The organism is Streptomyces sp. AM25 (assembly GCF_058146165.1).
The window spans coordinates 214,232-237,271 of sequence record NZ_JBKIWN010000009.1 but is presented as its reverse complement, the minus strand read 5'-3'; the positions used below and the strand labels follow the sequence as shown (position 1 = coordinate 237,271).

Below are 23,040 nucleotides of genomic sequence, written 5' to 3'. Positions count from 1 at the left end.
GTGCGCGATCACGACGAGGGTGCCGCCGGGGCGCGCCGCGAAGGCGCGCTCCGCGCGCGCCTCGGCGGCCGGGTCGAGGTGGCAGGCCGCCTCGTCCAGCAGCACGACGGGGGCCGGGGAGAGGTACGCGCGCACCAGCGCGGTCTGCTGCCGCTCCCCCGCCGACAGCTCGCCGGGGACGAGCGGTGCGGACAACCCGCCGAGCCGGTCCAGGAGTTCACCCGCCCCCACCGCCTCGGCGGCGGCCAGCACCTCGCGGTCGGGGACGGGGTCCGTGCGGAGGTAGCGGAGGTTGTCGCCGACGGTGCCGGAGAAGACGTACGCCTCCTGCGGGATCAACACCCGGAGGGCGCCCGCCCCTTGGGCCCGGGCCGGGACCCCGCACACCGCGACCTCGCCCCGCTGCGGCTCCAGCACCCCGGCGATCAGCGCCGCCAGCGTCGACTTGCCGATGCCGCTGAGGCCGACGACGGCGAGGTGGGCGCCGTGCGGGACGGCCAGGTCGAGGCGGTCGGCGACGGGGGCGGCGTGCGGGCCGTGGGCGAAGGTGACGCCGCGCAGGGCGACGGCGGGGGTGCCCGGGACGGCGGCGGCCGTCCGCAACCCCGGTGCCGGCCGCGGGGGTTCGGCCATCAGTCGGCGGAGGACGACGGCCAGCCGCGAGCCGCTCGTCCCCAGGCCGTGCATGAGGTTCTGCAGGCCCGGCAGGAGGGACTGGGTGAGGTAGGCGAGGGCGCCGGCGAGCGCCCCCGCGGACACGCCCCGGTCCAGCAGCCAGGGCGTGGCGGCCAGCAGCAGCACGACCGGCAGCCGGCCCGCGACGGCCAGCGCCGCCACGCGCAGCACGGACCAGCGGGCCAGGGCGTACGCGGCGTCCCGCTCGGCGTCGACGAGGGCCGCGGTGCCGGCGTGGACCCGCTCCTCGGCGCCCGCGGCCGCGGCGTCGCGCAGGCCGGCGCAGACGTCGCCGAGCGACTGCGCCACGGCCTCGTCGGCGTCGAGGAACGCCTCCTGGCGGCCGACGAGCGGGCGCAGCGTCATCGCGAACAGCGCCAGCCCCGCGAGCAGCGGCGGCAGGACGAGCGCAAGCAGGACGGGGGCGAGGAGGCAGAGGCCGGCCAGCGCCCCGGCGGCGGTGAAGACGAACGTCCGCGCGACCATGACCAGTCCCGCGAAGGTGTCGCGGGCGATCTCGACCTGGTGCGTGAGCCAGGACACGGCGGCCCGGTCGCCGTCGTACAGGGCACGGGCGACGACGCGCCGCACGAGCGCGTCCCGCAGGGGCTCGGCGAGGGCGGCGGTGCCGCGGTAGGTGCGGCCGGTGCCGTAGGCGCCGACGAGGACGGCACCGGCGGCGCCGGCCAGCCAGGCGAGGCCGGTCGCCGGCCTCCCGGCGAGGAACCCGGCGTCGAGGGCCCGGGCGAGGGCGTACCCGGTGGCGAAGGTGTACGCGGCCTCGGCGACCGACCACCCCGCGAGGGCGGCGACGGCACGGCGCCGGCGCCACAGGAACCGGGCGCCCTGCCGGGCCGGGGTACGGGGGGTCCGGGCTCCGCCCACGGGGCCCTCCTCGGGCTTCGGGTCCACGGCTACGCCTCCGCCTCCGCTGCCCCCCGCGCCCTCTGCGTCCCAGCAGGCACACCATCCCCCTCCGTCTCGCCGAACACCGCACAGTAGTCCGCCAGTTCGCACAAGTGCGCATGGGTTCCCACCGCTCGGATCCGGCCATCCTCGAGCCAGGCCACCCGGTCCGCCCGGGCCGCCGTCGTGGCGCGGTGGGCCACGACGAGACAGGTGCGGGCGGGGCCCGCGGCGGTCAGGAGGGTGCGGGTGATGCGGCGTTCCGTCACGGCGTCCAGGCTCGACGTCGCATCGTCCAGGACGATCAGGCGGCTGTCCGTGCGGGCGAACGCCCTTGCCAGCCCCAGGCGTTGGGACTCGCCGCCCGACAGCGGCGCCGCCGCGCAGGGCGTGCCGTAGCCCGCGGGAAGGCGGCGGACGAACGTGTCCGCGCAGGCGGCCCGCGCCGCCGCGGCCACCGCCTCGGGGGCGGGCGGGTGCGGACCCAGGCCGATCGTGCCGGCGATCGTGCCGCCGAGCAGCGCGGGACGGGCGAAGGCGTAGGTGATGCGGGAGCGCAGTGCGGTGCGGGTGAGGTCGCGGAGGGGGACCCCGTCCAGCTCCACGACGCCCGCGTCGGGGTCGGCCAGCCGGCCCGCCAGTTCGGCGAGGGCCGACGTGCCGGCGTCCGAGCGGCCGACGACCGCCAGGGTCGTACCGCCCGGCACCACCAGGTCCAGCCCGTCCAGCACGGCACGGCCCCCGCGGACCGCGGTCACGCCGCGCAGCCGCAGGGTCCCGTCGCCCGCGGGCAGTTCCCGCGGCCCGTACCGCGCGGGCGGCTCCGCGAGGACCTCCGCCAGCCGCCCGGCGGCCGTGCGCGCGTGCACCAGCGCGTTGAGGCGGCCGACGACGGCGCCGATCCCGGCGGCCAGCACCGCGTAGCGCGAGGCGGCCAGCACGTCGCCGACGCTGAGGGCGCCCTGCGCGAGGCGCAGTCCGGCGACGGCCAGCACGACGATCTGCAGCAGCGGCACGACGGCCGCCGCCTGCGCGGCCGAGCGGCCCTGGACCTGCCACATGCGGTGGCCCTCGCGGGAGAGTCCGGGGAGCGGCTGCAGGATGCGGTCCGCCTCGCGGCGGGCCGTTCCGGCGGCGGTGATGGTGCGCACGCCGTCGAGGGCCTCGACGAGCCGGCCGGCCAGGTCGCCCTGGAGGCGCTGGTAGGCGGCGAGGCAGTCGGTGGAGGCCCGGGTGAACGCGCGCAGCAGGAGGAAGAGTGCGGGGGCTCCGGCCAGGAAGGCGACGGCGAGCCAGGGGTCGACGAGGCCGAGGGCGGCGATCCCGCCGAGCGGCGCGGCGACGGAGGCGACGGCCGAGGCGAGGCTGCCGGGGGCCGTGCCCACGTAGGCCGCATTGCCGACGAGGCGTGTGACGAGGTCGCCGCGGGCGAAGCGGGCGGTGGCCCGCGGCCCGACGGCGAGGACGTGCCCGAGCACCCGGTTCCGCAGCCAGGCCGTGGCCCCGGCGGCCGTGGTGCCGGTGAGCAGGCCGTCGAGCGCGTCGAAGACGGCCGGTGCGCACAGCAGCAGCGCGCACAGCACGACCCAGTGGCCCGCTTCGGCGCCCTGCCGCGCCAGCAGCAGGTCGACGGTGCGGCCGAGGACGGCGGGCAGCAGCAGGGCGGCGCCGGTGCCCGCGACGGAGGTCAGGCCGAGGACGAGCGTACGGGCGCCGACGTACCGGGTCGCGTCGGCGACGAGCCGGTCGCCGGGGCCGAGACGGGATCGGCGGTGCCTCGCGGCCATGGGCGGGAGCCCTTCCGTGCGGTCGAGCGGGCCCTCCCGCCGAAGGGGAAGGGCCCGCCCGGAGCGGTCACCGGTTACCGATCACCAGGGCGTGCGTCAGAGGCACAGGAGGACGCTGCCGACGCTGTCACAGAGCAGCAGGCTGACCTCGCTGCCGCCGCCACCGCCGTGTGCCTGCTCTTCGGATTCCATGCCCTGGAGGTCGAGAAGCGACATGATCCATTCCTTTCATCACGTTCATGGGGACAGAGTTGAACAGGTTGAACAGGGTTGTGCCACGACTCCTCCGCATCGGCGGGGAGCCGGTTCAGGGGCGCCCCTGCGGGCGCGGGAGGAACGGCAGTTGTGCCGTGCGGTCGCCGAGGGCGGCGCCCAGGGCGAGCAGGCAGCCTGCGGTTCCGGTGGCGAGGTCCATGGACAGCCGCATCATCTGGTGGCCGGGGAAGGCCAGTCCGCCCTGGTAGTCCATGCCGTACCAGCCCAGTGCGGCGATCTGCCGCACCAGTCGGTCCGGGGTGACGCCGGGAGCGGTGGTGCGGGCGAGGTGCCAGATCATCCCGGCCCGGCCCTGGAACAGGCCGGGCTGGGCGTAGAAGCGCGAGCGGGCACCGGCGAGGATCCCGGGGCGGGCATCGGCCAGGTCGGATCCGGGGACGTGCCCGAGGTAGTCGTCCAGGACGGCGCCGATGCCGGCGCTGCCGTCGCCGAGGTAGGGCAGGGTGCGCCAGCCCTCGTCCACGGCCAGCGCGCCCCGGGCCGTGCGGACGCACCGCTCCAGGTCCGCGCGCAGGGCGGACCCGGCGAGGTCGAGCAGGGCCGGGGCGCCCGTCCGCTCGTACAGCCGCAGGAAGAGCAGGGCGGACCCGGTGGCGCCGTGCAGCAGCCCGGCCCGGCCGGTCCCCGGCGTTGCGGGGGCCGCCATCCGGTCGGCGAGCAACTGGGCGGCCTCGACGGCCCGTTCATGGAAGTCCGGTTCACCGGTGGTGCGGGCGAAGTGATCGAGGACGAGCCCGATGCCGGCGACGCCGCCGTGCAGGCCGGAGCCGAGCCGCTGCCAGCGTTCGCCGAGGACGAGTTCGGTGAGGCCGAGCGCACGGTCGCGGTGGCCGAGCCGGTCGAGGGCGAAGGCGACACCGGCCAGCCCGTCGTAGAGGCCGGGCGGGGTGCCGGGCGGTGCGGGGTCGGTGTGGTCGAGCAGCCACTGCTCGCCGGTCTCGTGGCGCGGCGCGCCGGTCTCGGCGAGGGCGTAGAGCACTCCGGCGGCGCCGTGCGCGAGCCCGAGGCCGCCGCCTTCGGTGAACTGGGCGACGTCGCCGGGGAAGAGCCGGTCGTCGCGGTCGGGCGTGGCGGAGGCGAGGAGGGCGCGGACCATGGAGTCCCGGCTGCGCGGCCAGTCGCCGGGCTCGGGCAGGGGCGTCCGGCCCCGCACGCCGCGCTCCTCGCGGGTGATCTCGTCGACGGCCTCGTCCAGGAACCCCTTGGGCACATCGGGGAATTCGGCGGCGATGACGTCCGCGAGGTGGGCGGCCTTGCCGCGGTCGACGGCGAAGAGCGTGGTGATGGGCAGGAACAGCGCGAGCCGCAGGCACGCCAGCGCGTACCGGTCGATGGCGGTGCCCGTACGGCCGGGCGGGGCGCAGAAGCCGGGGTGGGCGACGACCTGGCGGCCGCGGTCGGAGACGTCCGCGGCGGCCTCGAAGTCGATGAGGACGACGGACTGTTCGTCGGGCGCGACCATGATGTTGAACATGTGCAGGTCGTTGAAGACCACTCCCCTGCCGTGCACCGCCTCGACCGCCTCCTCGACGGCACGGTGGATCCGCAGCGCCCAGGCCGTGTACTCGGCGAGCGCGGCGGGGTCGGGGTCGGCGGCGATCAGCGGATGGCGTTCGGCGAAGAAGGAGTTGAGGGTGCGGCCCTCGACGAAGTCCATGACGAGGAAGCGGTGGTCGCCCAGGGTGCACCAGTCGCGCACGGCGGGGGCGACGCCGAGCCCGTCCAGCCTCTCCAGGGCCGCCTTCTCCCGCTCCAGCCGGGCGATCGCATCGGCCCCGTCCGCGGCGAGCCCGGCGTGCGGGCGGCCCTCCTTGAGGACGACAGCACGCCCGTCGCGCAGGTCGGTGCCGCGGTAGACGCCGCCGCCGTTGGAGAAGTGCAGGGCCTTCTCGATGCGGTACGGCAGTTCGCCGACGGTCGTGGCGTTGCGCGCGGCGAGGTGGGGTTCCAGGAAGCCGGGGAGGGTCACCCACGCCGGCACCTGGAAGGCGGGGTTCCGGGCGTCGGGGACGAGCCGCCCCGCGCCGTCCTCGACCGCGTGGACGAGCACGCCGCGCCCGTCCAGGCAGTAGCGCTGCTCGAAGGCCCCGTACCGGACGTACAACGGCCCCTCGTGCCAGCGCAGATCGGTGAGGATGTACGGCCCCGGCCGCCCGCCGACGATCTCGTGCAGCTCGGTGAGCACCGTGCGCAGCTGCTGCTCGTCCCGCGGGTAGACGGTGACGAACTTCCCGCTGGCGTCGCGGGCGGCGTACTTGCTGTTGCGCAGGTGGAGAAGGGGCCGGCTGGGGACGAACTTGAAGGAGATGCCCCGCGGGATGCAGTAGTCCCACACGGCGGCGGCCGTCTTCTCCGCGGCGTCGGCGGTGGCCGACACGTGGATCTTCCACCCCTGGGACGGCAGCCGCGGCCCGTCGGGAATGAAGTGCAGCCAGTCCCCGCTCCGCGCGGTCCGCCACCCACCGGGCGCGGCCCGGCGTGCGGGCTCGAAGAGCCCGTCACCCCCCTCGGAACCGAGGGCGGCCAGACGGTCCGGGGTCTCGTAGAAGTGCCGGTCGGCCAGGCAGTGGACCTCGTACCGCATGTCCATGTGAGCACTCCCCCTCGCCCCGTCCGGTGACGGGACGAGAGTTCCACGCCGGGGTGGGGGCGACCAGTCGCGGTTGTCACAAAGGAGGCGTGCGGAACGCATGAGTAACTTGTCCTGGTCCAGGCCTTTTTGGGTGCCTCAAGCCACAGCAGTCCCCCCGCTTACGTCAGGTTGACTACCGCAAGACGTACGGACGTACGAAGGCCACCGTTAGGCTCCTCGTCTGCCGGACAAGACCTACGGCACCTCAGCGCAGGGATACGGGACAACCGGAGAGACAGTGACCAAGCCTTCTGTGCCCCCGCCGGGGCATCGGCCCCAGTCGACATGGTCCCCGCTCGACGAGTACCTGTGGCACTCGTGCGACATCCTCGCCGACCTGCTCGAAGGCCGGCTGGACCGGCGCCCGCTCGTCGCCACCACAGCCCGGGTGGACCCCGGCGACCGTGTACTCGCGGTAGGCCCCGGACAACGCTTCACCTGGCGAGCCCTGGGCGACGGCAGCTATACGCACAACAACGTCGTCGCGTTCGGCGGCCCCGCCTTCGTGATCGGCAGCATGGCCGCCTCCGCCCTCGGCAACTCCGCGCGCCGCCGCAATGCCGCACTCGACGCGCAACCCCGATGGGTGCCGGAGGGACCCGGAGAAGTCACCGTCTCGGCACGGAAGCTCCGTTTCGGGCACCCCGTCTCATGGCTCGACCTCGTATGGGACGGCCTGGACGCGATCGACCTCGTCGCCCCCGACATCTTCGAAACCGGCTTCCACAACACCAACAGCGGCCAGTACCTGACCGTCCGGCTCCACACGCCGTGGGCGTCGCTGCTGTTCGCCCTGGCGGCCATCACGGCGTTCCCCGCCCACCCTCGCCTGCTGGCGGACAGCTGGCTCCCGCCGGACTTCGAGCAACGATGCGCGGCCATGGGCCGGCCGTGCCGTCCGGCTGCCCGACTTGTCCTGGACGGGAACAGTCCTCACTGAGTACGCGTACTCAGGTGGGCTGTCGGAGCCCGACAGTAAGCTCCATCCGTCAACGCGAAGCAATTCGACGAAGCTCGACGAAGGACGAAGGGGCGATCCGATGACCACGCCTGCAGTCGGCGGTGGTTCTGTGAGCCCTCTCATCAGGCAGCAGGTCAATGGCCTCTTCACGGTGTCGGACTTCGAGTCGAAGTCGCATGACGAGCTGCGCGCGATGGTGGAGCACGCGTCGCCGTCGGCGGCCGCCGAGCTGAGCCGGAAGCTGACGGCTGCCGCGGAGGCGGTCAGCGGCATCGCCGAGGACCTCAAGGCCCACACTGCCCATGTGGAATGGGAGGGCGAGGGCGGCGAGGCGTTCCGCATGTGGGGCGCGGACCTGGCGAACGCGGCACAGCGGCTTGCGCATTTCAGCAGCACCACGGGGACGTGGATGGGGCACGCGGCGGAGACGCTGACGCATGTGCATGGGGCGATGCCGGAGGTCTCGGCGGGGTCGCGGATGACGTTGGACGCGTTTCGGGCGGCCAACCCCGGCCAGGTGGGCGCGGTGTCGCCGCCGCTGGCGGGGGGAGGCCAGTCCGGCGGTTTGCAAGGGCGGGGCCCGACGCAACAGGAGGCGTACGCAGCGCAACAACGCCTGGACGCGGACCACGCGGAAGCGGCACGGCTGATGCGCCAGCTGGCGGAGTCGTATGCGTGGTCGGCGCACAATGTGCAGGGGGCGGAGCGGCCTGTGTTTCCTGCGATTTCCGGGAAGATCTTGCCAAAAGAAGACGGCAGGGTCGACCGTTATGTTCAGACCCCGCGGGACTCCAAGCGAGTGATTGCCGGCGCGAATTCCTCCCCAACTGCCTTGGCTTCAGGGTTGGAAACCTCGGGCCACCAAGCTTTGACGAGGCCTCAGACTGCAGCCGCTCCTGATGGTGTGCGCAGACTTCCCGATCAGCCGGCATTCAGCCGGATCGACGGGGTGGCAACCGCCGTCCCTCAGGCATTGACGGAAACGTCAAGCACAGCAACTGCGTCGCTCCCTAGCGGCAGCGCCTCGCTGAACATGGTGCCGGCACCGTCTGTTTCTCCCCGCTTCGGGAACCCACGCGGGTTGCCTGCAGGAACAGCACAGGGGCTCAGCAGGACCAGAGCCGTCGAGGGAACCTCGGGCAGGGTCTCTCCCGGCCAGACTGAGGCCAGCGAGCACGTAGGCCGGGTCCCGAATCGTGCTCCTGACGGCATCGTCGGGGGACGTCCGGCTCCGCGACCGGGAGAGCAGCCGCGCAACGCGATTCCCAGAGGCACCGTCATCGGCGCGGAGCCCCAGCAAGGCGGAGGGCGCGCTTCGACCCTCCCAGGGCCTAGCACCGCGTCACCAGCGGGGAGGCCTAGTAATCAGTTCGGGAATGGGGGCGGCAGGAGGCTGGCGTCCGAGCCAGGAGGAACTGTGGGCGGACAGCCTCACCAGGGATCACAAACCGCGAATCGTCCGTTCACCCCGGGCGGGACGGGACTCACAAGTGAGCGCCGCTCCAATCCGCAACGTGGACAACGCGGTCGGCGGCCTGATTACTTGGTCGAGGATGAAGAAACTTGGAACGAGGGACACCGCCGTGTGGTTCCGCCGGTCATCGACTGAGGGAAAGCGTATGTATGGCTACGCCGGAAACCGGGCCGGCAGATGGCTTGGACTCCTCGCGGGCGGTGTACTCCTCGTAGGCTCGACGGGGACCCAGGCCCATGCCGACCAAACACGCTCGCGGCAGTGGTACCTGGACGCGATGCGCGCTGAAGAAATCTGGAAGACGAGCACCGCCGAAGGAATGACCGTGGCTGTCATCGACTCCGGCGTCGATGCTGCGACCCCTGACTTGCAAGGGCAAGTACTCAAGGGACGCGACTTTCCAGGGCAAAACGGTGACGGGCGCGGTGATGCTGATGGGCACGGAACGCGGATGGCACTGTTCATCGCGGGAACAGGAAAGGGCGCAGGATCCTTCGGTCTGGCTCCCGGTGCCAAGATCCTTCCTCTTCGCGTCACCGACACGGACAACTTTGAAGACGAGTCCGGGGCAATCGCCTCTGCGATTCGTTACGCAGCCGACTCTGAAGCGAAGGTCATCAACATCTCATTGGCGAGGCACGACGACGACCAGGTCACCAAATCTGTCAACTACGCACTGGGCAAAGGCAAGCTCGTCTTCGCGGGTGCCGGAAACTCCGGTGACCAGGGAAACCCCGTGCTGTACCCAGCTGCAGTTCCTGGCGTCGTAGGAGTTTCGGCGGTGGATCGAGAGATCAAGGCCACTGCTTGGTCCGAGCAAGGTCCGCAGGTCGTGCTTGCCGCCCCGGGAGCAGACATGGCAGCCCCCTGCACTAACGGAACCTCAGGGGTCTGCGTAAGTGAAGGCACCAGCGACGCCACCGCCCTGGCCTCCGCCTCCGCCGCCCTCGTCTGGTCCGTCCACCCCGACTGGACCGCGAACCAGGTCCTCCGCGTCCTCATCAACACGGCCGGCGGCCCGAAGAACGGCGAGAAGCGCAGCGACACCATCGGCTACGGCGTCGTCCGCCCCCGCATCGCCCTCCAGGCCCCCGGCGACCCCGGCCCGCCCGACGTCAGCCCGCTCGCACCGCAGTCGGAATCGTCACCGTCCCCGCACAGCGAAGCCAAGCCAACCGCCGCTGACCAGGCCTCCGAAGGCGACAGCCTCCTGTCCACGCGCAACATGCTCGCGGCAGGCATCGCCCTCGTAGTGGCCTTGGGAGTCGGCGTCCCGATGCTCATCACCCGCCGCCGCAAGGCCTGACGATTCCCTCGCCCCGAAGTACCGCACCACCCCCTGGGAGCTCTGAACGATGACGGACGCCTACCTCCAACAGGACGCCCGAATACATCTGGCCTCCACCGGATCCGGCTCCGGAGGGGGTGACACGCACAAGGCGAGCGTGCAGCCGTGGACTGCGGCCTCGGGAGTGGCAAGCGAACTGCAACACGGCATGCAGACGGGCCTCCAGGACCTGGAGCATGCCCACGACGGCATCAAGTCGGGCACAACCGGCTTCGCGAGTTCCTCAAGTCTGGCCGGGATTCTGGGTGGTTGGCAGAGTCGCCTCAGCGCTGTCCGCGACCACTGTGCGCAACTCGAAGGATCGCTGAAGGAGGCCGGCACCAACTTCGGAGAGAACGAAGCCCACGTGAAGGCGTCGTTCGACGCCGCACACGCCAAGTCCAAGATCGATGATTACGCGAAGTAGGAGCGACAACCAACCGTGGTAACCATCGATGAACTGGCGAACCTGGACCGCTCGAAGTTCACCAAGGCAGCCGAAGGCTGGAGCCTGATAAGTAACCGGGCCGCCGCCGCACGAGAGTGCGTGGACCAACAGATGACCGCCAAGCTGCGCGGCACCCAGCAGGGCAACGCCGCAGACGCTGCCCTGCAGAATCTGGACAAGCTCAGCAAGAACTACCAGTACATCCACGCAGAATGCGGACTGATCCGCACTGCTCTCAGCGGCCTGGCTGAAGAGCTCGAAGCTCCTCAGCGGAAGTTGAAGCAGGCGCTTGAGGACGCACAGAGCCTGAAGTTCACGGTCAAGCCGGATGGATCGGTCGAGTACCCGAAGAACCCGTCAGCCCCGGCTCCGTTGCTCCCGACACCGGCAGCCCCCGGCTCGATGCCGTCACTGCTGAAGCCGGACAGCACGCCGGACCCCAACCAGGCCAAGGCGCAGGAGATAGCGAACCGCATAGGCGATGCGCTCAACGAGGCGAACGAGATCGATGGGCGCTATGCCCGATCTCTTGCCAAGCTCAGAACTGACGGAAATCTGAAAAACACCGACTGGTCCGCTGTCGCTCACGACGTGCAGGACGTCCGCGCCGCTGCAGGTAAGCACTTCCCAGAATCCCGCGTTCCTAAAGGCAAGGCCCCCAAGGAGAACGCCAGATGGTGGGGAAGCCTGTCCCAAGCGGAACGTGATGAATATTCCTCTCTATACCCGGCCAGTATCGGCTCGCTGGACGGCCTGCCAGCCGATGTTCGCGATGGCGCGAACAGGATCGTGTTGTCCGCAAGTCGAGAAGATGCCACTGCCCGCCTGGACGAAATCAGCCAACACGAGCCTCAGAAGCTGAAGCACGGCGCACGCGGAGAGTGGGTGATCGCGTCAGAATGGAGGAAGTGGGATGCTGAGAAGAATCGGCTCACTGACAGCCTCAAGGGGATGGATGCGGTTCAGCAGCGATTGGATCTCGGGAACAATGGCAAGGAAGGGCTTCCTGAGGCCTACCTGCTGGGTTTCGACACCAGAGGCAATGGGCACGCCATAGTCGCGAACGGGAACCCGGATACAGCCGCTCATACTGCGGTTTACGTGCCAGGAACTACCGCACGACTCGGGAAGATCGATGGCGACATCAAGCGAATGACCCGATTGTGGACAACTGCGCAGGGCATGCCCGGGGTTTCCGACGTGTCAACCGTGACTTGGCTTGGTTATGACGCTCCGCAGAGCATCGTTCCTGAGGCTACGGAAGAGAAGTACGCGCATGCGGGATCCCCGAAACTGAATAATTTTCTGGACGGGTTGCAGACTGCACAGGGTGGCCCGAGCAAGAGCCACACGACTGTCATTGGCCACAGCTACGGCAGCACCGTGGTCGGGGACGCCTCCAATAGAGGGCACCTCGCGGCTGATGACATCATTGTGGCAGGCAGCCCGGGAATGCTGGTCGGCAAAGCCGACGACCTCGACGTCGGGAAGGGGCATGTTTGGTCCGAGGCTGCCTCGGTTGCAGATGATCAAGTCCCGGCCGGAGGCCGGGTCGCGGGCCTTGGCGGGTACAAATGGGGAGTGCAGACCTGGCACGGCATCCCATATAACTTCGGGTACCAGCAGACCGTGCCATCCGATGAAGCATTCGGCGCCAACAGAATGGCGACGGATTCCGACGGACATGGCGGCTACTGGGACGCCGGCTCACAAAGCCTCTACAACCAGGCAGCAGTTGTCGTCCGACAGTACAACAAGGTGGAACATGAGTAGAGCAATCTCCGCCGTGGGACGTCGAGGCCGCCCACTCGTCACGGCCGCAATCGTAGTGATTCTGGCAGCTGCCGGAACGGCATGCTCGAAAGTGAATAAAGTGGATAAGCTCGGATACAAGCCGGTCACGCTTGATGTTGACGAGGCCAGAACGAAGACGAAAACGCTTTCGAGTCAAATATTCGACCTGATAGGAATCCGGAATGGGGCGACAACTCGACCCGGCCCCAGCGTTTCAACATGCGCCGAGGATCCCGAGCACCTCTACAGAGTGCGTCACACGTGGTCCGTCTACGGGGTCTCTCTGGACACTCTGTCCCAAGGGTTTCAAACGGCGAGAGGGGGGCTGCCCGACAACGGATGGAAGATCACCGAGTACGGGCCAGATACTAGCCAGTCCAAAGATCTGCGAATCTTCGCCAACTCCACCAAGGAGCAATACACAGCCAGAATTGAGCTGTTCGACGGGACGAAGCCCGGAAACCCTCCGTCTGCCGGCAAGGAGTCCGGAATCATGGTCACGCTGGTCTCTGCGTGTTTCCGAGCGCCCGAGGGCACGGACTTGGGTGCCGAGTACTGAGAACTCAAGTCACGGCTACCCGAAGGCGGCGATGACTCGGAAGGCGGCTACACGACGAAGTGGTCGAGTTCCCCACGCTTCGCAGCCTCTATGAAGTTGCGCAACCCCTCACGGGTGGTGGTGACCAGTTCATCGGGCCGGGTGGCTTCCCGGAGCACCGGGGCGCCGTCCGCCGTTCGACCGATCTGCATGCACGCGTTGCCGCCACCTGCGCAGAGCGGCTCTTCCCACTGGATCTCGGACATGCTCTTCCCCTCAGAGTTCCTTCATGATGGCCTGGATCAGCGCCTGCGAATCCTCGGCCGACAGGCACTTGCGTTCTGTGCGTTCCAATAGCCGCCGATAGTTCTCCAGTTGGAGATCGGCGCTGAGAAAGACGGTCGTGTGGGCAGCATCCAGCTGCACCGTGTCGAGCGGAGGCACCGCCCCGCAGGCGTAGAGCACGTTTTGCCCGGAACCAGGGAAGGCTCCAGCCCTGAAAGGGATGACCAGAACGCGCACATGGTCGCGTTCGCCTGCCGTCAGCAGGTGCTTCAGCTGGGCGCGTGCGACCTTACGGCCTCCGAACTGCATGCGCAGAGCCGCTTCATGAATGATCGCGTCGAACCTTGGCGGGTTCTTCCGGTCCAGCAGTCGTTGCCGTCTCATCCGGTGCTCGATGCGGAGCTCCAGCTCATCGGCCGGCAGCGGTGAAACCGCCTCCTCGAAGATGACCCGTGCGTGATCCTCGGTCTGGAGCAGCCCCGGGATGTGGACGCTGGAAGAGAAGCACATTCCAGGGGAGTTGTGTTCGAGTTCGGCGATGTCAAGGTAGCCCGGTGGGAGCGATCCCCGGTACTCGTCCCACCATCGCTCCTTCTCGCGCTCGTCGGCCATGGCCACCAAGGCCTCCACGAGATCTTCGTGGGCACAGCCGTAGTTGCAGGCCAGCGTGCGTAGGCGGCTCGGGGTGATGCCCACGCGCCCAGCCTCCAGGTGGCTGACCTGGTACGCCTTGATGTTGACCACCGCGCCGGCTTCTTCTGCGGTCATCCCCGCGGCCTCACGTAGCTTGCGCAGTTCGGCGCCCAAGCGCCGTTGCCGCTGGGTCGGATGGCTCCTCGACGGCATGTGAACCCTCCTTGCGATCAACGCGAAGCATGCCGTGCGGAGCACGGCCCGGTCCACCGACAGAGTTGTCTTTCCGGACAAGGTTGTCCGGCGTTGCGCGATGCCCCTACATTCGGTGACGCACCGCTCACACGCGAGCGCACCGGAAGTGCACCGCGTGAGCGCGCCCGCTTTCCCTGCGCGGGCACGCTCACGCCCAGGGAGGCGAGCCACCGGTGGCCGCCAGCGTGCGAGGACTCCTTCCCCCACCACCATGGAGTTACTGCGCATGAGTAACAACCCACCCTGCTGCCCAGAGGCAGGGTCCGCGGCGTCGCGCGCACCGATCCCCGCCAACCTCAACTACTCCTTCGGCCTCCCGGGCGGCGCGTACTGCCTGTCCACCGCCCGGGCGGTCGTGCGACGCCTGCTCTCCGACCATGGCCTCGCCGACATGACCGAGCTCGGCACCCTGGCGGCATCCGAACTACTCGCGAACGCTTACCAGTTCACGCCGGACAAGGCCGCGAGCCTGTCCATGCGCTGGCGCTTCGGAGTGCTACGGCTGACTGTCTTCGACGAACACCCCGCCCACCCCAGGGGCACTGCCAGCTCATGCTGGGTGCGGCGGCGCGCGGCACTCTCCACGCTCTACGCCATCGTCAGCGCCTGCGGCGGGATCTGCGGCTTGGACGCCGCAGGCGGACCGTTGGCTGGCAGCAAGATGTGGGTCGTGCTCTCACGCGAAGCAGCGAAGAACTACACCCGCCTCTGAGGCGGGCGGCGCGACACGAACGGTCCCCCGCCAAGGACCGCGACGCGCAGCATGGTTGCCATCGCACCACAGCCCAGGTGCGACCCGACCCTGTCCATGCAGGGGTCGGAAACAGGCCCAGCCGGAAGACCTGCAGGGCGCGGCGCCCGGCGACGACCTGTCGGCAGGAGATCCACTCCCTACGACGAGCCAAGGTGAAGCAAGTGACCCGTTCCACGTTCCGATTCGCCCGATGGAAGATCACCTCTGCGAAGGTGCCGGGCAATCCCCTGGTGACGCACGAACTGTACTGCGCTGCCTGTACCGACAGCTCCGGGCCGTGCGCGGCGGTCGAACCCGCCCTCGACTGGGCCATGCAGCACTCCGGCGCCAACCCTTCCCACACCGGCTACAGGGAGATCGCACACCGGCACTGGAAGACCAGTTTGGAGAAGGCGATCCTTTCGTAGGCTGCCTGCCCCGCTGTTCAAGCGCCGGACGAGTTCGCTTCGGCTCCTCCGGCACCTGAGGTCTGGCAGGTCAGACGAAGAAGGCGTTCATCCCCGGGACGTCGGAGAGATAGGTCTCGATCTCCGCGACCCTGCCGTCGCGGAGGCGGCACACCGTGCTGAGGTATTCGTCGAGCACGGCGTCTTCGCGGCGAGCGGTGTTGTGCAGCGACAGGGCCACGTTCTCGCGGCTCACCAGGACGTGCAGCAGCTCGAAGTCGAGGCCGTAAGAAGCGATCTTCCGGGCGCGCTCCACCACCGCGTCGGCGCCTGTCGCCGCACCCGAGACGGTGTTGTCACCGGGGAGCGTCCAGACGGCATCGTCATGGAGCAGCGTGCGCACCCCGCTCCAGTCACGCCGGGCGAGGGCCTGGTGGAAGCGCCGGCCGAGCTCCTGAGCGGTTTCGCTGTTGGTCATGGCTGTTCCCTTCACAAACTTAAAGCAGTGATCACTGCTTTAAGTTGACGGTAGGCCCGAACGGCACTAACGCGCAACCCTTTGCTTTAAGCTGTGGAGGTGGACGCAAAAGCACCGGCGAAGAGACCAGGCGGGCGCAGCAGCCGCGTCCGCGCGGCCGTGCACGACGCGGTGGTGGCACTGGTCACCGAACACGGCGCCGACCAGGTCACCGTCCCCGCGGTCGCCAGGCGGGCAGGGGTCAACCCGACGACGATCTACCGCCGTTGGGGCACGATCGCGGCCCTCCTGGCCGATGTCACCGAACAGCGCCAGGAGTCCGAGGTCCCCGCACCGGCCGGAGACCTGCGCACCGATCTGGAGAACCAGGCGGTCTGGACGCTCATCGACCTCTCCCGGCCCGGCGGCATCGCGTTCTTCCGCGCCGAGGTCGCCTCCGACGTGGACGAACGCCGCGCCGGACTCCGCGAGTGCCTCCGTCGCGTCAGCGACCGCTTCCGGCTCGCCCTCGACGCCGCGCAGGAACAGGGCGTCGCGTCACCGTCGTTGGAACAGATCCTCGACCACGTGGTCGCCCCGCTGTATTTCCGTGTCGTCTTCTCGGTCCCCGGAACCGACGAGGACTACGCCCGCCGCCTGGTCCACGATCTCCTCGCCCGGACGTGACAACGAGTCTGCTTGCCGGTGCCGATCTTCACGACACGCCGCTGAAATCGAGGATTTGCGCCGGCAGAGCCACCCGCTACCGCCCCGCCGGCAGGTGGATCGTCTTGTGCTCCAGGTACTCCGCGAACCCCTCCGGCCCGAACTCCCGCCCCATTCCGGAGGACTTGTAGCCGCCGAACGGGCCCATCATGTCCAGACTGAAGGTGTTCACGCAGTACGTGCCGGTACGCACCTTGCGCGCCACCTCGATGCCCCGCTCCACGTCCGTCGTCCATACGCTGCCGGACAGGCCGTAGTCCGAGTCGTCGGCGATGGCGACGGCCTCGGCCTCGTCCTCGTAGGGCAGCAGGCAGACGACCGGGCCGAAGATCTCCTCGCGGGCGATGCGCATCGCGTTGTCGACGTCGCCGAAGAGCGTCGGCTCGACGTACCAGCCCTTCTCCCGGCCGGCCGGACGGCCGCCGCCCGCAAGGACCTTGGCGCCCTCCTGCCGGCCGACGGCGATGTAGTCCAGCGAGCGGTCCCGCTGCCGCCGGGTCACCAGCGGGCCGACCGCGGTCGCCGGGTCGAGGGGGTCGCCGACCGGCAGGGCGGAGGCGGCAGCGGCCAGGCGTTCGGCGAGTTCGGCGTAGTGGAGGCGCGGGGCGAGGATGCGCGTCTGGGCCACGCAGGCCTGGCCGTTGTTCATCCAGGCGCTGGGCACGATGCCAGCGACGGCCGCGTCCAGGTCGGCGTCCGGCAGGACGATGGCGGCGGACTTGCCGCCCAGTTCGAGCGTGACGCGGGTCAGGTTGCGCGCGGCGACCTCCATGACCCGCTTGCCCGCCGCGACCGACCCGGTGAAGGCCACCTTGTCGACGCCGGGGTGCCCGACGAGGTACTCGCCGGTCTCCCGCCCGGCGGGGAGGACCGACAGCACGCCCTCCGGCAGCCCGGCCTCGGCGGCGATCTCCGCGAGGAGGTACGCGTCCAGCGGGGTCTCGGGCGACGGCTTGAGGATCACCGAGCAGCCGGCCAGCAGGGCGGGCGCCAGCTTCGTGGCCGCGGTGAACTGCGGCACGTTCCAGGGCACCACGGCCGCCACGACGCCGACCGGCTCGCGCCGCACGAGCAGCGGGCCGAGCGCGCCGGGCCGGCGCTCCTCGTAGGGGAAGCCGCGGGCGACGGAGACGGCGCAGTCCCAGACCATCACCGCGCCGAGCGCCTGCGCGAGGACGCCCCAGGAGTAGGGGGAGCCGTTCTGCGCGGAGATGACGCGGGCGAACTCCTCGTGCCGGGCGGCGATCGCGTCCTTGATACGGGTGACGACGGCGATCCGCTCGTCCGGCGGCAGGCCCGCCCAGACCCCGGAGTCGAAGGCGGTGCGGGCCGCGGCCACGGCCCGGTCCACGTCCGCGGGCGCGGCGTGCGGCACGCGCCCGATAACCTCCTCGGTGTGCGGCGAGACGACGTCGAGCACGGCGTCCGTCGCCGGGGCGGCCATGGTGCCGCCGATGAAGAGCTGTCCGTGCTCGACGATTCCGGTCATCTGTGAGCCCCTTCACGTCCGATGCATCTGACGTTCCATCAGATGGGGATAGCAGCTCCCCGTGGCACGGGCAATGGACGGGCCACGTGTGTGCGGTACGTAACCGCCCCGCCACGCATGCGAGCGTCCGGTTAAGGTGTCCGGGACAACTTCATCCCACCTCGGAACGGGGGAAGCCGGTGCGAATCCGGCGCTGACCCGCAACCGTGAGCAGGGCCCGGACCCTGCGAGCCGGAGCACCCGTACCGAGGCGGAACAGGCTCACCCGTCGAGGTATGCGGGGCCGGGCCGGTGCCCCGCGCTCCGCCGCGGCGGCCGCCGCGCGGCTGCGTACGTCCTCCCGAACAGACGGGTACAGACACGTACAGACACCGAGAGGCACCGACCCCCATGGCCCCCTCCTTCGCCGTCCACGCGCGCCGCGGCGCCACGGCCCTGGCCACCGCCGCCGTGCTGGGCGCCGCCGCAGCGCCCGCGGCCTTCGCCGACGGCTCCCCGTCCCCGGCGGCCCCGGGGCTGTACGGCGCCAAGGACCCCAAGTTCGACGGTGTCTTCCGGCAGTCGCTCGCCTTCGTCGCCCAGCACGCGACGGGCGTCTCCCCGGCCCCCGCGGCCGTGGACTGGCTGGCGGGCCAGCAGTGCTCCGACGGCGGCTTCGCCGGCTTCCGGGCCGACACCGGCAAGGCCTGCGACCCCAAGGCCGGCGAGTTCACGGACGCGACCTCCGCCGCCGTGCAGGGCCTGACCGCCGTGGGCGGCCGGGACGCGGCCGTGCAGAAGGGCCTCGGCTGGCTCAAGGAGCACCAGAACGAGGACGGCGGCTGGGGCATGACCCCCGGCGCCGCCAGCGATGCCAACTCCACCTCCATCGCGGTCGGCGCCTTCGCCGCCGCCGGCCAGGACCCGGCGAAGGCCGCGGCCAAGGGCGGCAGGAGCCCGTACGACGCGCTGCTGTCGTTCCAGCTCGGCTGCGACAAGAAGGAGGACGAGCGCGGCGCGTTCGCCTACATGCCGCAGAAGGGCGAGCTGCAGGCCAACGACCTCGCCTCGACCGCCGCCGCCCTGGCCGCCCTCGGCAAGGGCTTCGGGGCCGGTGCGCCGGAGAAGGGCGACAAGCCCGCCAAGCCGCTGGACTGCGCGGGCGACGACAGCGCGAAGCCCAAGGACGCGGCCGCGGCGGCCGACGCCGTCGCCGGGTACCTGGCCAAGAAGCTGGACGCGAACGGCGGGCAGCTGAAGTCCTCGATGCCGGGCGCCCCGGAGGGCCCCGACTTCGGCGCCACCGCCGACGCCGTCATCGCCCTCGCCGCGGGCGGGCACCGCGAGGCGGCCGGCAAGCCGCTGACGTGGCTGCAGTCCAAGGACAGCAAGACCGCCGAGTGGGCCGCGGGCGACCCGGGCCGGCTCGCCAAGCTGATCCTCGCCGCACACACCGCGGGCGCCGACCCGCGCTCCTTCGGCGGCACGGACCTGGTGCAGCAGCTGGGCGCCACGGGCCCGAAGGCGGAGCAGCCGGCGGCGAAGGAGGAGAAGAAGGACGGCGGCAGCGACTCGAACCGCTGGTGGATCCTCGGCGCCGCCTTCATCGCCAGCGTCGGTGTCGGCATCCTCCTCAGCGGCCGCATGAAGAAGAAGCAGTAATGCGCAAGGTGTGTGCGCTGCTGGCCGCCGGGATGCTCGCCGTGCTCGGCGCGGCGCCCGCGCAGGCGGCCGGCTACCGCTACTGGTCGTTCTGGCAGGCGGCGGACGGCGGCAAGGACTGGACGTACGCCACGCAGGGCCCGGCCACCGCACGCCCCGGCGACGGGGAGACGATCGGCTTCCGCTTCGCCGTCAGCGAGGACTCCGCACAGGCGGCGAAGCCGCGGGGCGCGGCCGACTTCGCGGCGGTGTGCGGATCCACGGCGGCGAAGGACGGCAGCAAGCGGGTGGCCGTCGTCCTCGACTTCGGCACGGCCGCGGACGCCCCCGCGGGCGCCACCCCGCCGGCCGCGCGCAGCGCGTGCGCCCAGGTCGGTTCGGATGCCAGTGCCGGCGAGGCGCTGGCCGCGGTGGCGAAGCCGCTGCGCTACAACTCCTCGGCGCTGCTGTGCGCGATCGCCGGGTACCCGGAGTCGGGCTGCGGCGAGCAGGTGAGCGGCGGAAGCAGGACGTCCGCAGCGCCGGAGAAGAAGAAGGACGACGGCGGACCCTCCGCCGGACTGGTCGCGGGCATCGCGGCCGTGGCCGTCCTCGGCGCAGCCGCCGCCTGGCAGGCCCGCCGCCGGCGCGGGTGAGGAACAGACGGCGCGGATGAGGAACAGCGGCGCACTGCACGCCGGCGCATGGTGGATCTGGGCCCTGGGGCTGGCGGCCGCGGCATCGCGGACGACCAACCCCCTGCTCCTCGGCCTGCTCGTCGGCGTCGCGGGCTATGTGGTGGCGGCCCGGCGGACGGACGCGCCCTGGGCGCGCTCGTACGGGGCGTTCCTCAAGCTCGGGCTGGCCGTCATCGGCATCCGCCTGGTCTTCGCGGTGGTCCTGGGCTCGCCGATCCCCGGTACGCACACGGTGCTCACGCTCCCCGAGGTCCCGCTGCCGGACTGGGCGCGCGGGGTGCGCATCGGGGGGCGGGTGACCGCGGAGGGCCTGGTGTTCTCCCTGTACGACGGGCTGAAGCTGGCCGCCCTGCTGGTCTGCGTCGGGGCGGCGAACGCCCTCGCCAACCCGGCCCGGCTGCTGAAGTCCCTGCCCGGCGCGCTGTACGAGGCCGGGGTGGCGGTCGTGGTCGCGATGACGTTCGCGCCGAACCTGGTCTCGGACGTGGCCCGGCTCCGCGCCGCCCGGCGCCTGCGGGGCCGCCCGGACCGGGGCCCGAAGGCGCTGTTGCAGGTGGGGGTGCCGGTGTTGGAGGGCGCGCTGGAACGGTCGGTGGCCATGGCGGCGGCGATGGACGCGCGCGGCTACGGACGCACGGCCCGAGTGCCGCGCTCCGTACGGCACTTGACGAATGTCCTGACGCTCGGCGGCCTGACCGGAGTGTGCGCCGGCACGTACGGACTGCTGGCGGACGAGGGCGCCGGGTACGGCGTCCCCGTCCTCCTGCTCGGCCTGGCCGCTGCGCTCGGCGGTCTGGTGCTGGGCGGCCGCCGCTCGGTACGGACCCGGTACCGGCCGGACGTGTGGGGACTGCGGGCGTGGCTGGTGTCGGGGTCGGGGGTGGCGGTCGCGGCGCTGATGGCCCTGGCGCCGGAGGGCCCGCTGCACCCGGGCGTCGTCCCGCTGACGGCACCGGTGCTGCCGCTGGGGGCGGCGGGGGCGGTGCTGATCGGGTTGCTGCCTGCGTTCGTCACCCCGCCCGCCCGTCCCGATTCCCGGCGACGTCCTGACGCTTCGAAGGAGGCACCGCAGTGATCCGGTTCGAGAACGTGACCGTCACCTACGACGGCGCCGCCGAGCCCGCCCTCCGCGACGTCGGTCTCACCGTCCCCGAGGGTGAGTTGTGCCTGCTGGTCGGCCCCTCCGGCACCGGCAAGTCCACGCTCCTCGGCACCGTCAGCGGCCTCGTCCCGCACTTCACCGGCGGCACCCTCCGCGGCCGGGTCACCGTCGCGGGACGCGACACCCGCACGCACCGCCCCCGTGAACTCGCCGACGTCGTCGGCACCGTGGGCCAGGACCCGCTCGCGCACTTCGTCACCGACACCGTCGAGGACGAACTCGCCTACGGCATGGAGTCCCTCGGCCTCCCCCCGCACACCATGCGCCGCCGCGTCGAGGAGACCCTGGACCTGCTCGGGCTCGCCGTCCTGCGCGACCGGCCCATCGCCACCCTCTCCGGCGGGCAGCAACAGCGCGTCGCCATCGGCTCGGTGCTGACCACGCACCCGCAGGTGCTGGTCCTGGACGAGCCCACCTCCGCCCTGGACCCGGCGGCCGCCGAAGAGGTGCTGGCCGTGCTGCAGCGCCTGGTGCACGACCTCGGCACCACCGTGCTGATGGCCGAACACCGCCTGGAGCGCGTCGTCCAGTACGCGGACCGGCTGATCCTGCTGCCCGCCCCCGGCGCGGCCCCCGTCTGCGGCACCCCGGCCGAGGTCATGGCGGTCTCGCCCGTGCAGCCGCCGGTGGTCGCCCTGGGCCGGCTCGCCGGGTGGTCCCCGCTGCCCCTCTCCGTCCGCGACGCCCGCCGCCGCGCGGCCCCGCTGCGCGAGCGCCTGGCCGACGCGGTGCCGGAACCCGGGCCCGTGTCCGTACCCCCGCAGCCGCGCCGGACGGGCCTGTTCCGCAAGGCGCCCCGCACCACCGCGCCGCCGCCCGCCGCCGAGGCGTCCGGACTCGCCGTCCGCCACGGCCGCGTCGACGCGCTGCGCGACATCGGCCTGACCGTCCGGGCCGGCGAGACCGTCGCCCTCATGGGCCGCAACGGCGCCGGCAAGTCCACGCTCCTGCGCACCCTCGTCGGCATGCACGAACCCGCCCGCGGCACGGTGCGCGTCGGCGACGCCGTACCGCACCGCACGAGCCCGCGCCGGCTCCTGAAGCGCGTCGGCCTCGTCCCGCAGGACCCGCGCGACCTGCTCTACGCGGACACGGTGGCCGCGGAGTGCGCCGCCGCCGACCAGGACGCGGCCGCGGCCCCCGGCACCTGCCGGGAGCTGGTCTCCGAGCTGCTGCCGGACATATCCGACGCCACCCACCCCCGCGACCTCTCCGAGGGCCAGCGCCTCGCGCTCGCCCTGGCGGTGGTGCTCGCGGCCCGTCCCCCGCTCCTCCTGCTGGACGAGCCCACGCGCGGCCTCGACTACGCGGCCAAGGCCCGCCTGGTGGAGATCCTGCGGGCCCGCGCCGCCGAGGGCCACGCCATCGTGCTGGCCACGCACGACGTGGAGTTGGCGGCGGAACTGGCGCACCGCGTCCTGATCCTCGCCGAGGGCGAGATCGTGGCGGACGGCCCGACCGCGGAGGTCGTGGTCTCGTCCCCGTCCTTCGCCCCCCAGGTGTCGAAGATCCTGGCACCGCAGCCGTGGCTGACGGTGCGTCAGGTCCGCGATGCGATGGGGGTGACCGCATGAGTCCGGGCACCCCGAACCGGGGCTCCGGCCGTCGGCTTCGGCCGGTTCGGCACCGCCGGACTGCGCCGTCGTGGTTGCTCGCCATTGCGGGGGGAAGAAGGGGAGCGGCTCCCCCTTCACTCCCGCCGCAACGGCGCTCAGCCCCCGCGCCGCAGCCGGGGGTCCCCCCGGCGGTAGCCGGGG

19 protein-coding genes, 1 pseudogene and 1 riboswitch are annotated in these 23,040 nt (G+C 71.3%); of the genes and pseudogenes, 12 read left to right on the top strand and 8 right to left on the bottom strand.

What is annotated here, in order from left to right:
* Positions 1-147: 147 nt before the first annotated feature.
* The 4 genes and pseudogenes from ACLHRZ_RS13780 to lanKC form a co-directional block, all read right to left on the bottom strand.
* A pseudogene (locus ACLHRZ_RS13780) lies at positions 148-633 on the bottom strand (ATP-binding cassette domain-containing protein); the annotation flags it as partial.
* Positions 634-1,589: 956 nt separating this feature from the next.
* Positions 1,590-3,368, bottom strand: a complete 1,779-nt coding sequence (locus ACLHRZ_RS13775; protein WP_490418675.1) for an ABC transporter transmembrane domain-containing protein — start codon at positions 3,366-3,368, stop codon at positions 1,590-1,592.
* Positions 3,369-3,464: 96 nt separating this feature from the next.
* Positions 3,465-3,584, bottom strand: coding sequence for a SapB/AmfS family lanthipeptide (locus ACLHRZ_RS13770; protein ID WP_490418674.1), 120 nt, complete (start codon positions 3,582-3,584; stop codon positions 3,465-3,467).
* Positions 3,585-3,675: 91 nt separating this feature from the next.
* Positions 3,676-6,234, bottom strand: coding sequence for a class III lanthionine synthetase LanKC (lanKC, locus tag ACLHRZ_RS13765; protein WP_490418673.1), 2,559 nt, complete (start codon positions 6,232-6,234; stop codon positions 3,676-3,678).
* A 280-nt stretch (positions 6,235-6,514) separates the two neighbouring features.
* Here lanKC and ACLHRZ_RS13760 point away from each other — a divergent pair, with 280 nt between their 5' ends.
* From ACLHRZ_RS13760 to ACLHRZ_RS13740, 5 genes are all read left to right on the top strand, one after another.
* Positions 6,515-7,216: a hypothetical protein gene (locus ACLHRZ_RS13760; protein ID WP_490418672.1), complete on the top strand. Its 702-nt coding sequence runs from the start codon at positions 6,515-6,517 to the stop codon at positions 7,214-7,216.
* A gap of 1,535 nt (positions 7,217-8,751) precedes the next feature.
* The gene (gene mycP, locus ACLHRZ_RS13755; RefSeq protein ID WP_490418671.1) at positions 8,752-10,017 is read left to right on the top strand and encodes a type VII secretion-associated serine protease mycosin; all 1,266 of its coding nucleotides are present in this window, start codon (positions 8,752-8,754) and stop codon (positions 10,015-10,017) included.
* Between the two features lie 49 nt (positions 10,018-10,066).
* Positions 10,067-10,465: a hypothetical protein gene (locus ACLHRZ_RS13750; protein ID WP_490418670.1), complete on the top strand. Its 399-nt coding sequence runs from the start codon at positions 10,067-10,069 to the stop codon at positions 10,463-10,465.
* 15 nt (positions 10,466-10,480) lie between these two features.
* Positions 10,481-12,259, top strand: coding sequence for an alpha/beta hydrolase (locus ACLHRZ_RS13745; protein ID WP_490418669.1), 1,779 nt, complete (start codon positions 10,481-10,483; stop codon positions 12,257-12,259).
* On the top strand, positions 12,252-12,839 hold the full coding sequence (locus ACLHRZ_RS13740) for a hypothetical protein (protein WP_490418668.1): 588 nt from the start codon (positions 12,252-12,254) through the stop codon (positions 12,837-12,839). The genes ACLHRZ_RS13745 and ACLHRZ_RS13740 overlap by 8 nt, the downstream gene beginning before the upstream one ends.
* 47 nt (positions 12,840-12,886) lie before the next feature.
* Here the strand turns inward: ACLHRZ_RS13740 and ACLHRZ_RS13735 are convergent, their stop codons facing one another.
* The gene (locus ACLHRZ_RS13735) at positions 12,887-13,084 is read right to left on the bottom strand and encodes a hypothetical protein (protein ID WP_490418667.1); all 198 of its coding nucleotides are present in this window, start codon (positions 13,082-13,084) and stop codon (positions 12,887-12,889) included.
* Positions 13,085-13,094: 10 nt separating this feature from the next.
* Positions 13,095-13,949, bottom strand: a complete 855-nt coding sequence (locus tag ACLHRZ_RS13730) for a helix-turn-helix domain-containing protein (RefSeq protein WP_490418666.1) — start codon at positions 13,947-13,949, stop codon at positions 13,095-13,097.
* A 268-nt stretch (positions 13,950-14,217) separates the two neighbouring features.
* On the opposite strand from ACLHRZ_RS13730, the gene ACLHRZ_RS13725 reads away from it, so the two are divergent.
* Together ACLHRZ_RS13725 and ACLHRZ_RS13720 are read left to right on the top strand one after the other, a co-directional pair.
* On the top strand, positions 14,218-14,703 hold the full coding sequence (locus ACLHRZ_RS13725; protein WP_490418665.1) for an ATP-binding protein: 486 nt from the start codon (positions 14,218-14,220) through the stop codon (positions 14,701-14,703).
* 203 nt (positions 14,704-14,906) lie between these two features.
* Positions 14,907-15,152 carry a DUF7848 domain-containing protein gene (locus ACLHRZ_RS13720; RefSeq protein WP_490418664.1) on the top strand — a complete coding sequence of 82 codons (246 nt, stop codon included), beginning with the start codon at positions 14,907-14,909 and terminating at the stop codon, positions 15,150-15,152.
* Between the two features lie 70 nt (positions 15,153-15,222).
* On the opposite strand, the gene ACLHRZ_RS13715 is transcribed toward ACLHRZ_RS13720, so the two are convergent.
* Positions 15,223-15,609, bottom strand: coding sequence for a nuclear transport factor 2 family protein (locus ACLHRZ_RS13715; protein ID WP_490418663.1), 387 nt, complete (start codon positions 15,607-15,609; stop codon positions 15,223-15,225).
* Between the two features lie 99 nt (positions 15,610-15,708).
* On the opposite strand from ACLHRZ_RS13715, the gene ACLHRZ_RS13710 reads away from it, so the two are divergent.
* Complete coding sequence (locus ACLHRZ_RS13710; protein ID WP_490418662.1) at positions 15,709-16,275, top strand: TetR/AcrR family transcriptional regulator; 567 nt, start codon at positions 15,709-15,711, stop codon at positions 16,273-16,275.
* Between the two features lie 76 nt (positions 16,276-16,351).
* Here ACLHRZ_RS13710 and ACLHRZ_RS13705 read toward each other — a convergent pair whose 3' ends face one another.
* Positions 16,352-17,803, bottom strand: coding sequence for an aldehyde dehydrogenase (locus ACLHRZ_RS13705; RefSeq protein WP_490418661.1), 1,452 nt, complete (start codon positions 17,801-17,803; stop codon positions 16,352-16,354).
* A gap of 117 nt (positions 17,804-17,920) precedes the next feature.
* Positions 17,921-18,067: riboswitch (cobalamin riboswitch) on the top strand.
* Between the two features lie 126 nt (positions 18,068-18,193).
* On the opposite strand from ACLHRZ_RS13705, the gene ACLHRZ_RS13700 reads away from it, so the two are divergent.
* From ACLHRZ_RS13700 to ACLHRZ_RS13685, 4 genes are read left to right on the top strand one after another with little or no spacing between them, the layout of a single operon-like run.
* Entirely contained in the window at positions 18,194-19,444 is a 1,251-nt protein-coding gene (locus ACLHRZ_RS13700) for an SCO2321 family membrane protein (RefSeq protein ID WP_490418660.1), read from the top strand.
* A complete protein-coding gene (locus ACLHRZ_RS13695) occupies positions 19,444-20,079 on the top strand; it encodes an SCO2322 family protein (RefSeq protein WP_490418659.1) in 636 nt (211 codons plus the stop codon). The genes ACLHRZ_RS13700 and ACLHRZ_RS13695 overlap by 1 nt, the downstream gene beginning before the upstream one ends.
* Positions 20,080-20,095: 16 nt before the next feature.
* Complete coding sequence (locus ACLHRZ_RS13690) at positions 20,096-21,196, top strand: CbiQ family ECF transporter T component (protein WP_490418658.1); 1,101 nt, start codon at positions 20,096-20,098, stop codon at positions 21,194-21,196.
* Positions 21,193-22,857: an ABC transporter ATP-binding protein gene (locus tag ACLHRZ_RS13685; protein ID WP_490418657.1), complete on the top strand. Its 1,665-nt coding sequence runs from the start codon at positions 21,193-21,195 to the stop codon at positions 22,855-22,857. The genes ACLHRZ_RS13690 and ACLHRZ_RS13685 overlap by 4 nt, the downstream gene beginning before the upstream one ends.
* Positions 22,858-23,040: the final 183 nt, after the last annotated feature.

What these genes read in the sequence shown, in the direction of transcription:
- ACLHRZ_RS13750 (WP_490418670.1), top strand. Translation starts at nt 10,067, where the DNA reads ATGACGGACGCCTACCTCCAACAGGACGCCCGAATACATCTGGCCTCC.
- lanKC (WP_490418673.1), bottom strand. Translation starts at nt 6,234, where the DNA reads ATGGACATGCGGTACGAGGTCCACTGCCTGGCCGACCGGCACTTCTAC.
- ACLHRZ_RS13705 (WP_490418661.1), bottom strand. Translation starts at nt 17,803, where the DNA reads ATGACCGGAATCGTCGAGCACGGACAGCTCTTCATCGGCGGCACCATG.
- ACLHRZ_RS13735 (WP_490418667.1), bottom strand. Translation starts at nt 13,084, where the DNA reads ATGTCCGAGATCCAGTGGGAAGAGCCGCTCTGCGCAGGTGGCGGCAAC.
- ACLHRZ_RS13725 (WP_490418665.1), top strand. Translation starts at nt 14,218, where the DNA reads ATGAGTAACAACCCACCCTGCTGCCCAGAGGCAGGGTCCGCGGCGTCG.
- ACLHRZ_RS13695 (WP_490418659.1), top strand. Translation starts at nt 19,444, where the DNA reads ATGCGCAAGGTGTGTGCGCTGCTGGCCGCCGGGATGCTCGCCGTGCTC.
- ACLHRZ_RS13740 (WP_490418668.1), top strand. Translation starts at nt 12,252, where the DNA reads ATGAGTAGAGCAATCTCCGCCGTGGGACGTCGAGGCCGCCCACTCGTC.
- ACLHRZ_RS13715 (WP_490418663.1), bottom strand. Translation starts at nt 15,609, where the DNA reads ATGACCAACAGCGAAACCGCTCAGGAGCTCGGCCGGCGCTTCCACCAG.
- ACLHRZ_RS13690 (WP_490418658.1), top strand. Translation starts at nt 20,096, where the DNA reads ATGAGGAACAGCGGCGCACTGCACGCCGGCGCATGGTGGATCTGGGCC.
- ACLHRZ_RS13770 (WP_490418674.1), bottom strand. Translation starts at nt 3,584, where the DNA reads ATGTCGCTTCTCGACCTCCAGGGCATGGAATCCGAAGAGCAGGCACAC.
- ACLHRZ_RS13775 (WP_490418675.1), bottom strand. Translation starts at nt 3,368, where the DNA reads ATGGCCGCGAGGCACCGCCGATCCCGTCTCGGCCCCGGCGACCGGCTC.
- ACLHRZ_RS13700 (WP_490418660.1), top strand. Translation starts at nt 18,194, where the DNA reads ATGGCCCCCTCCTTCGCCGTCCACGCGCGCCGCGGCGCCACGGCCCTG.
- ACLHRZ_RS13730 (WP_490418666.1), bottom strand. Translation starts at nt 13,949, where the DNA reads ATGCCGTCGAGGAGCCATCCGACCCAGCGGCAACGGCGCTTGGGCGCC.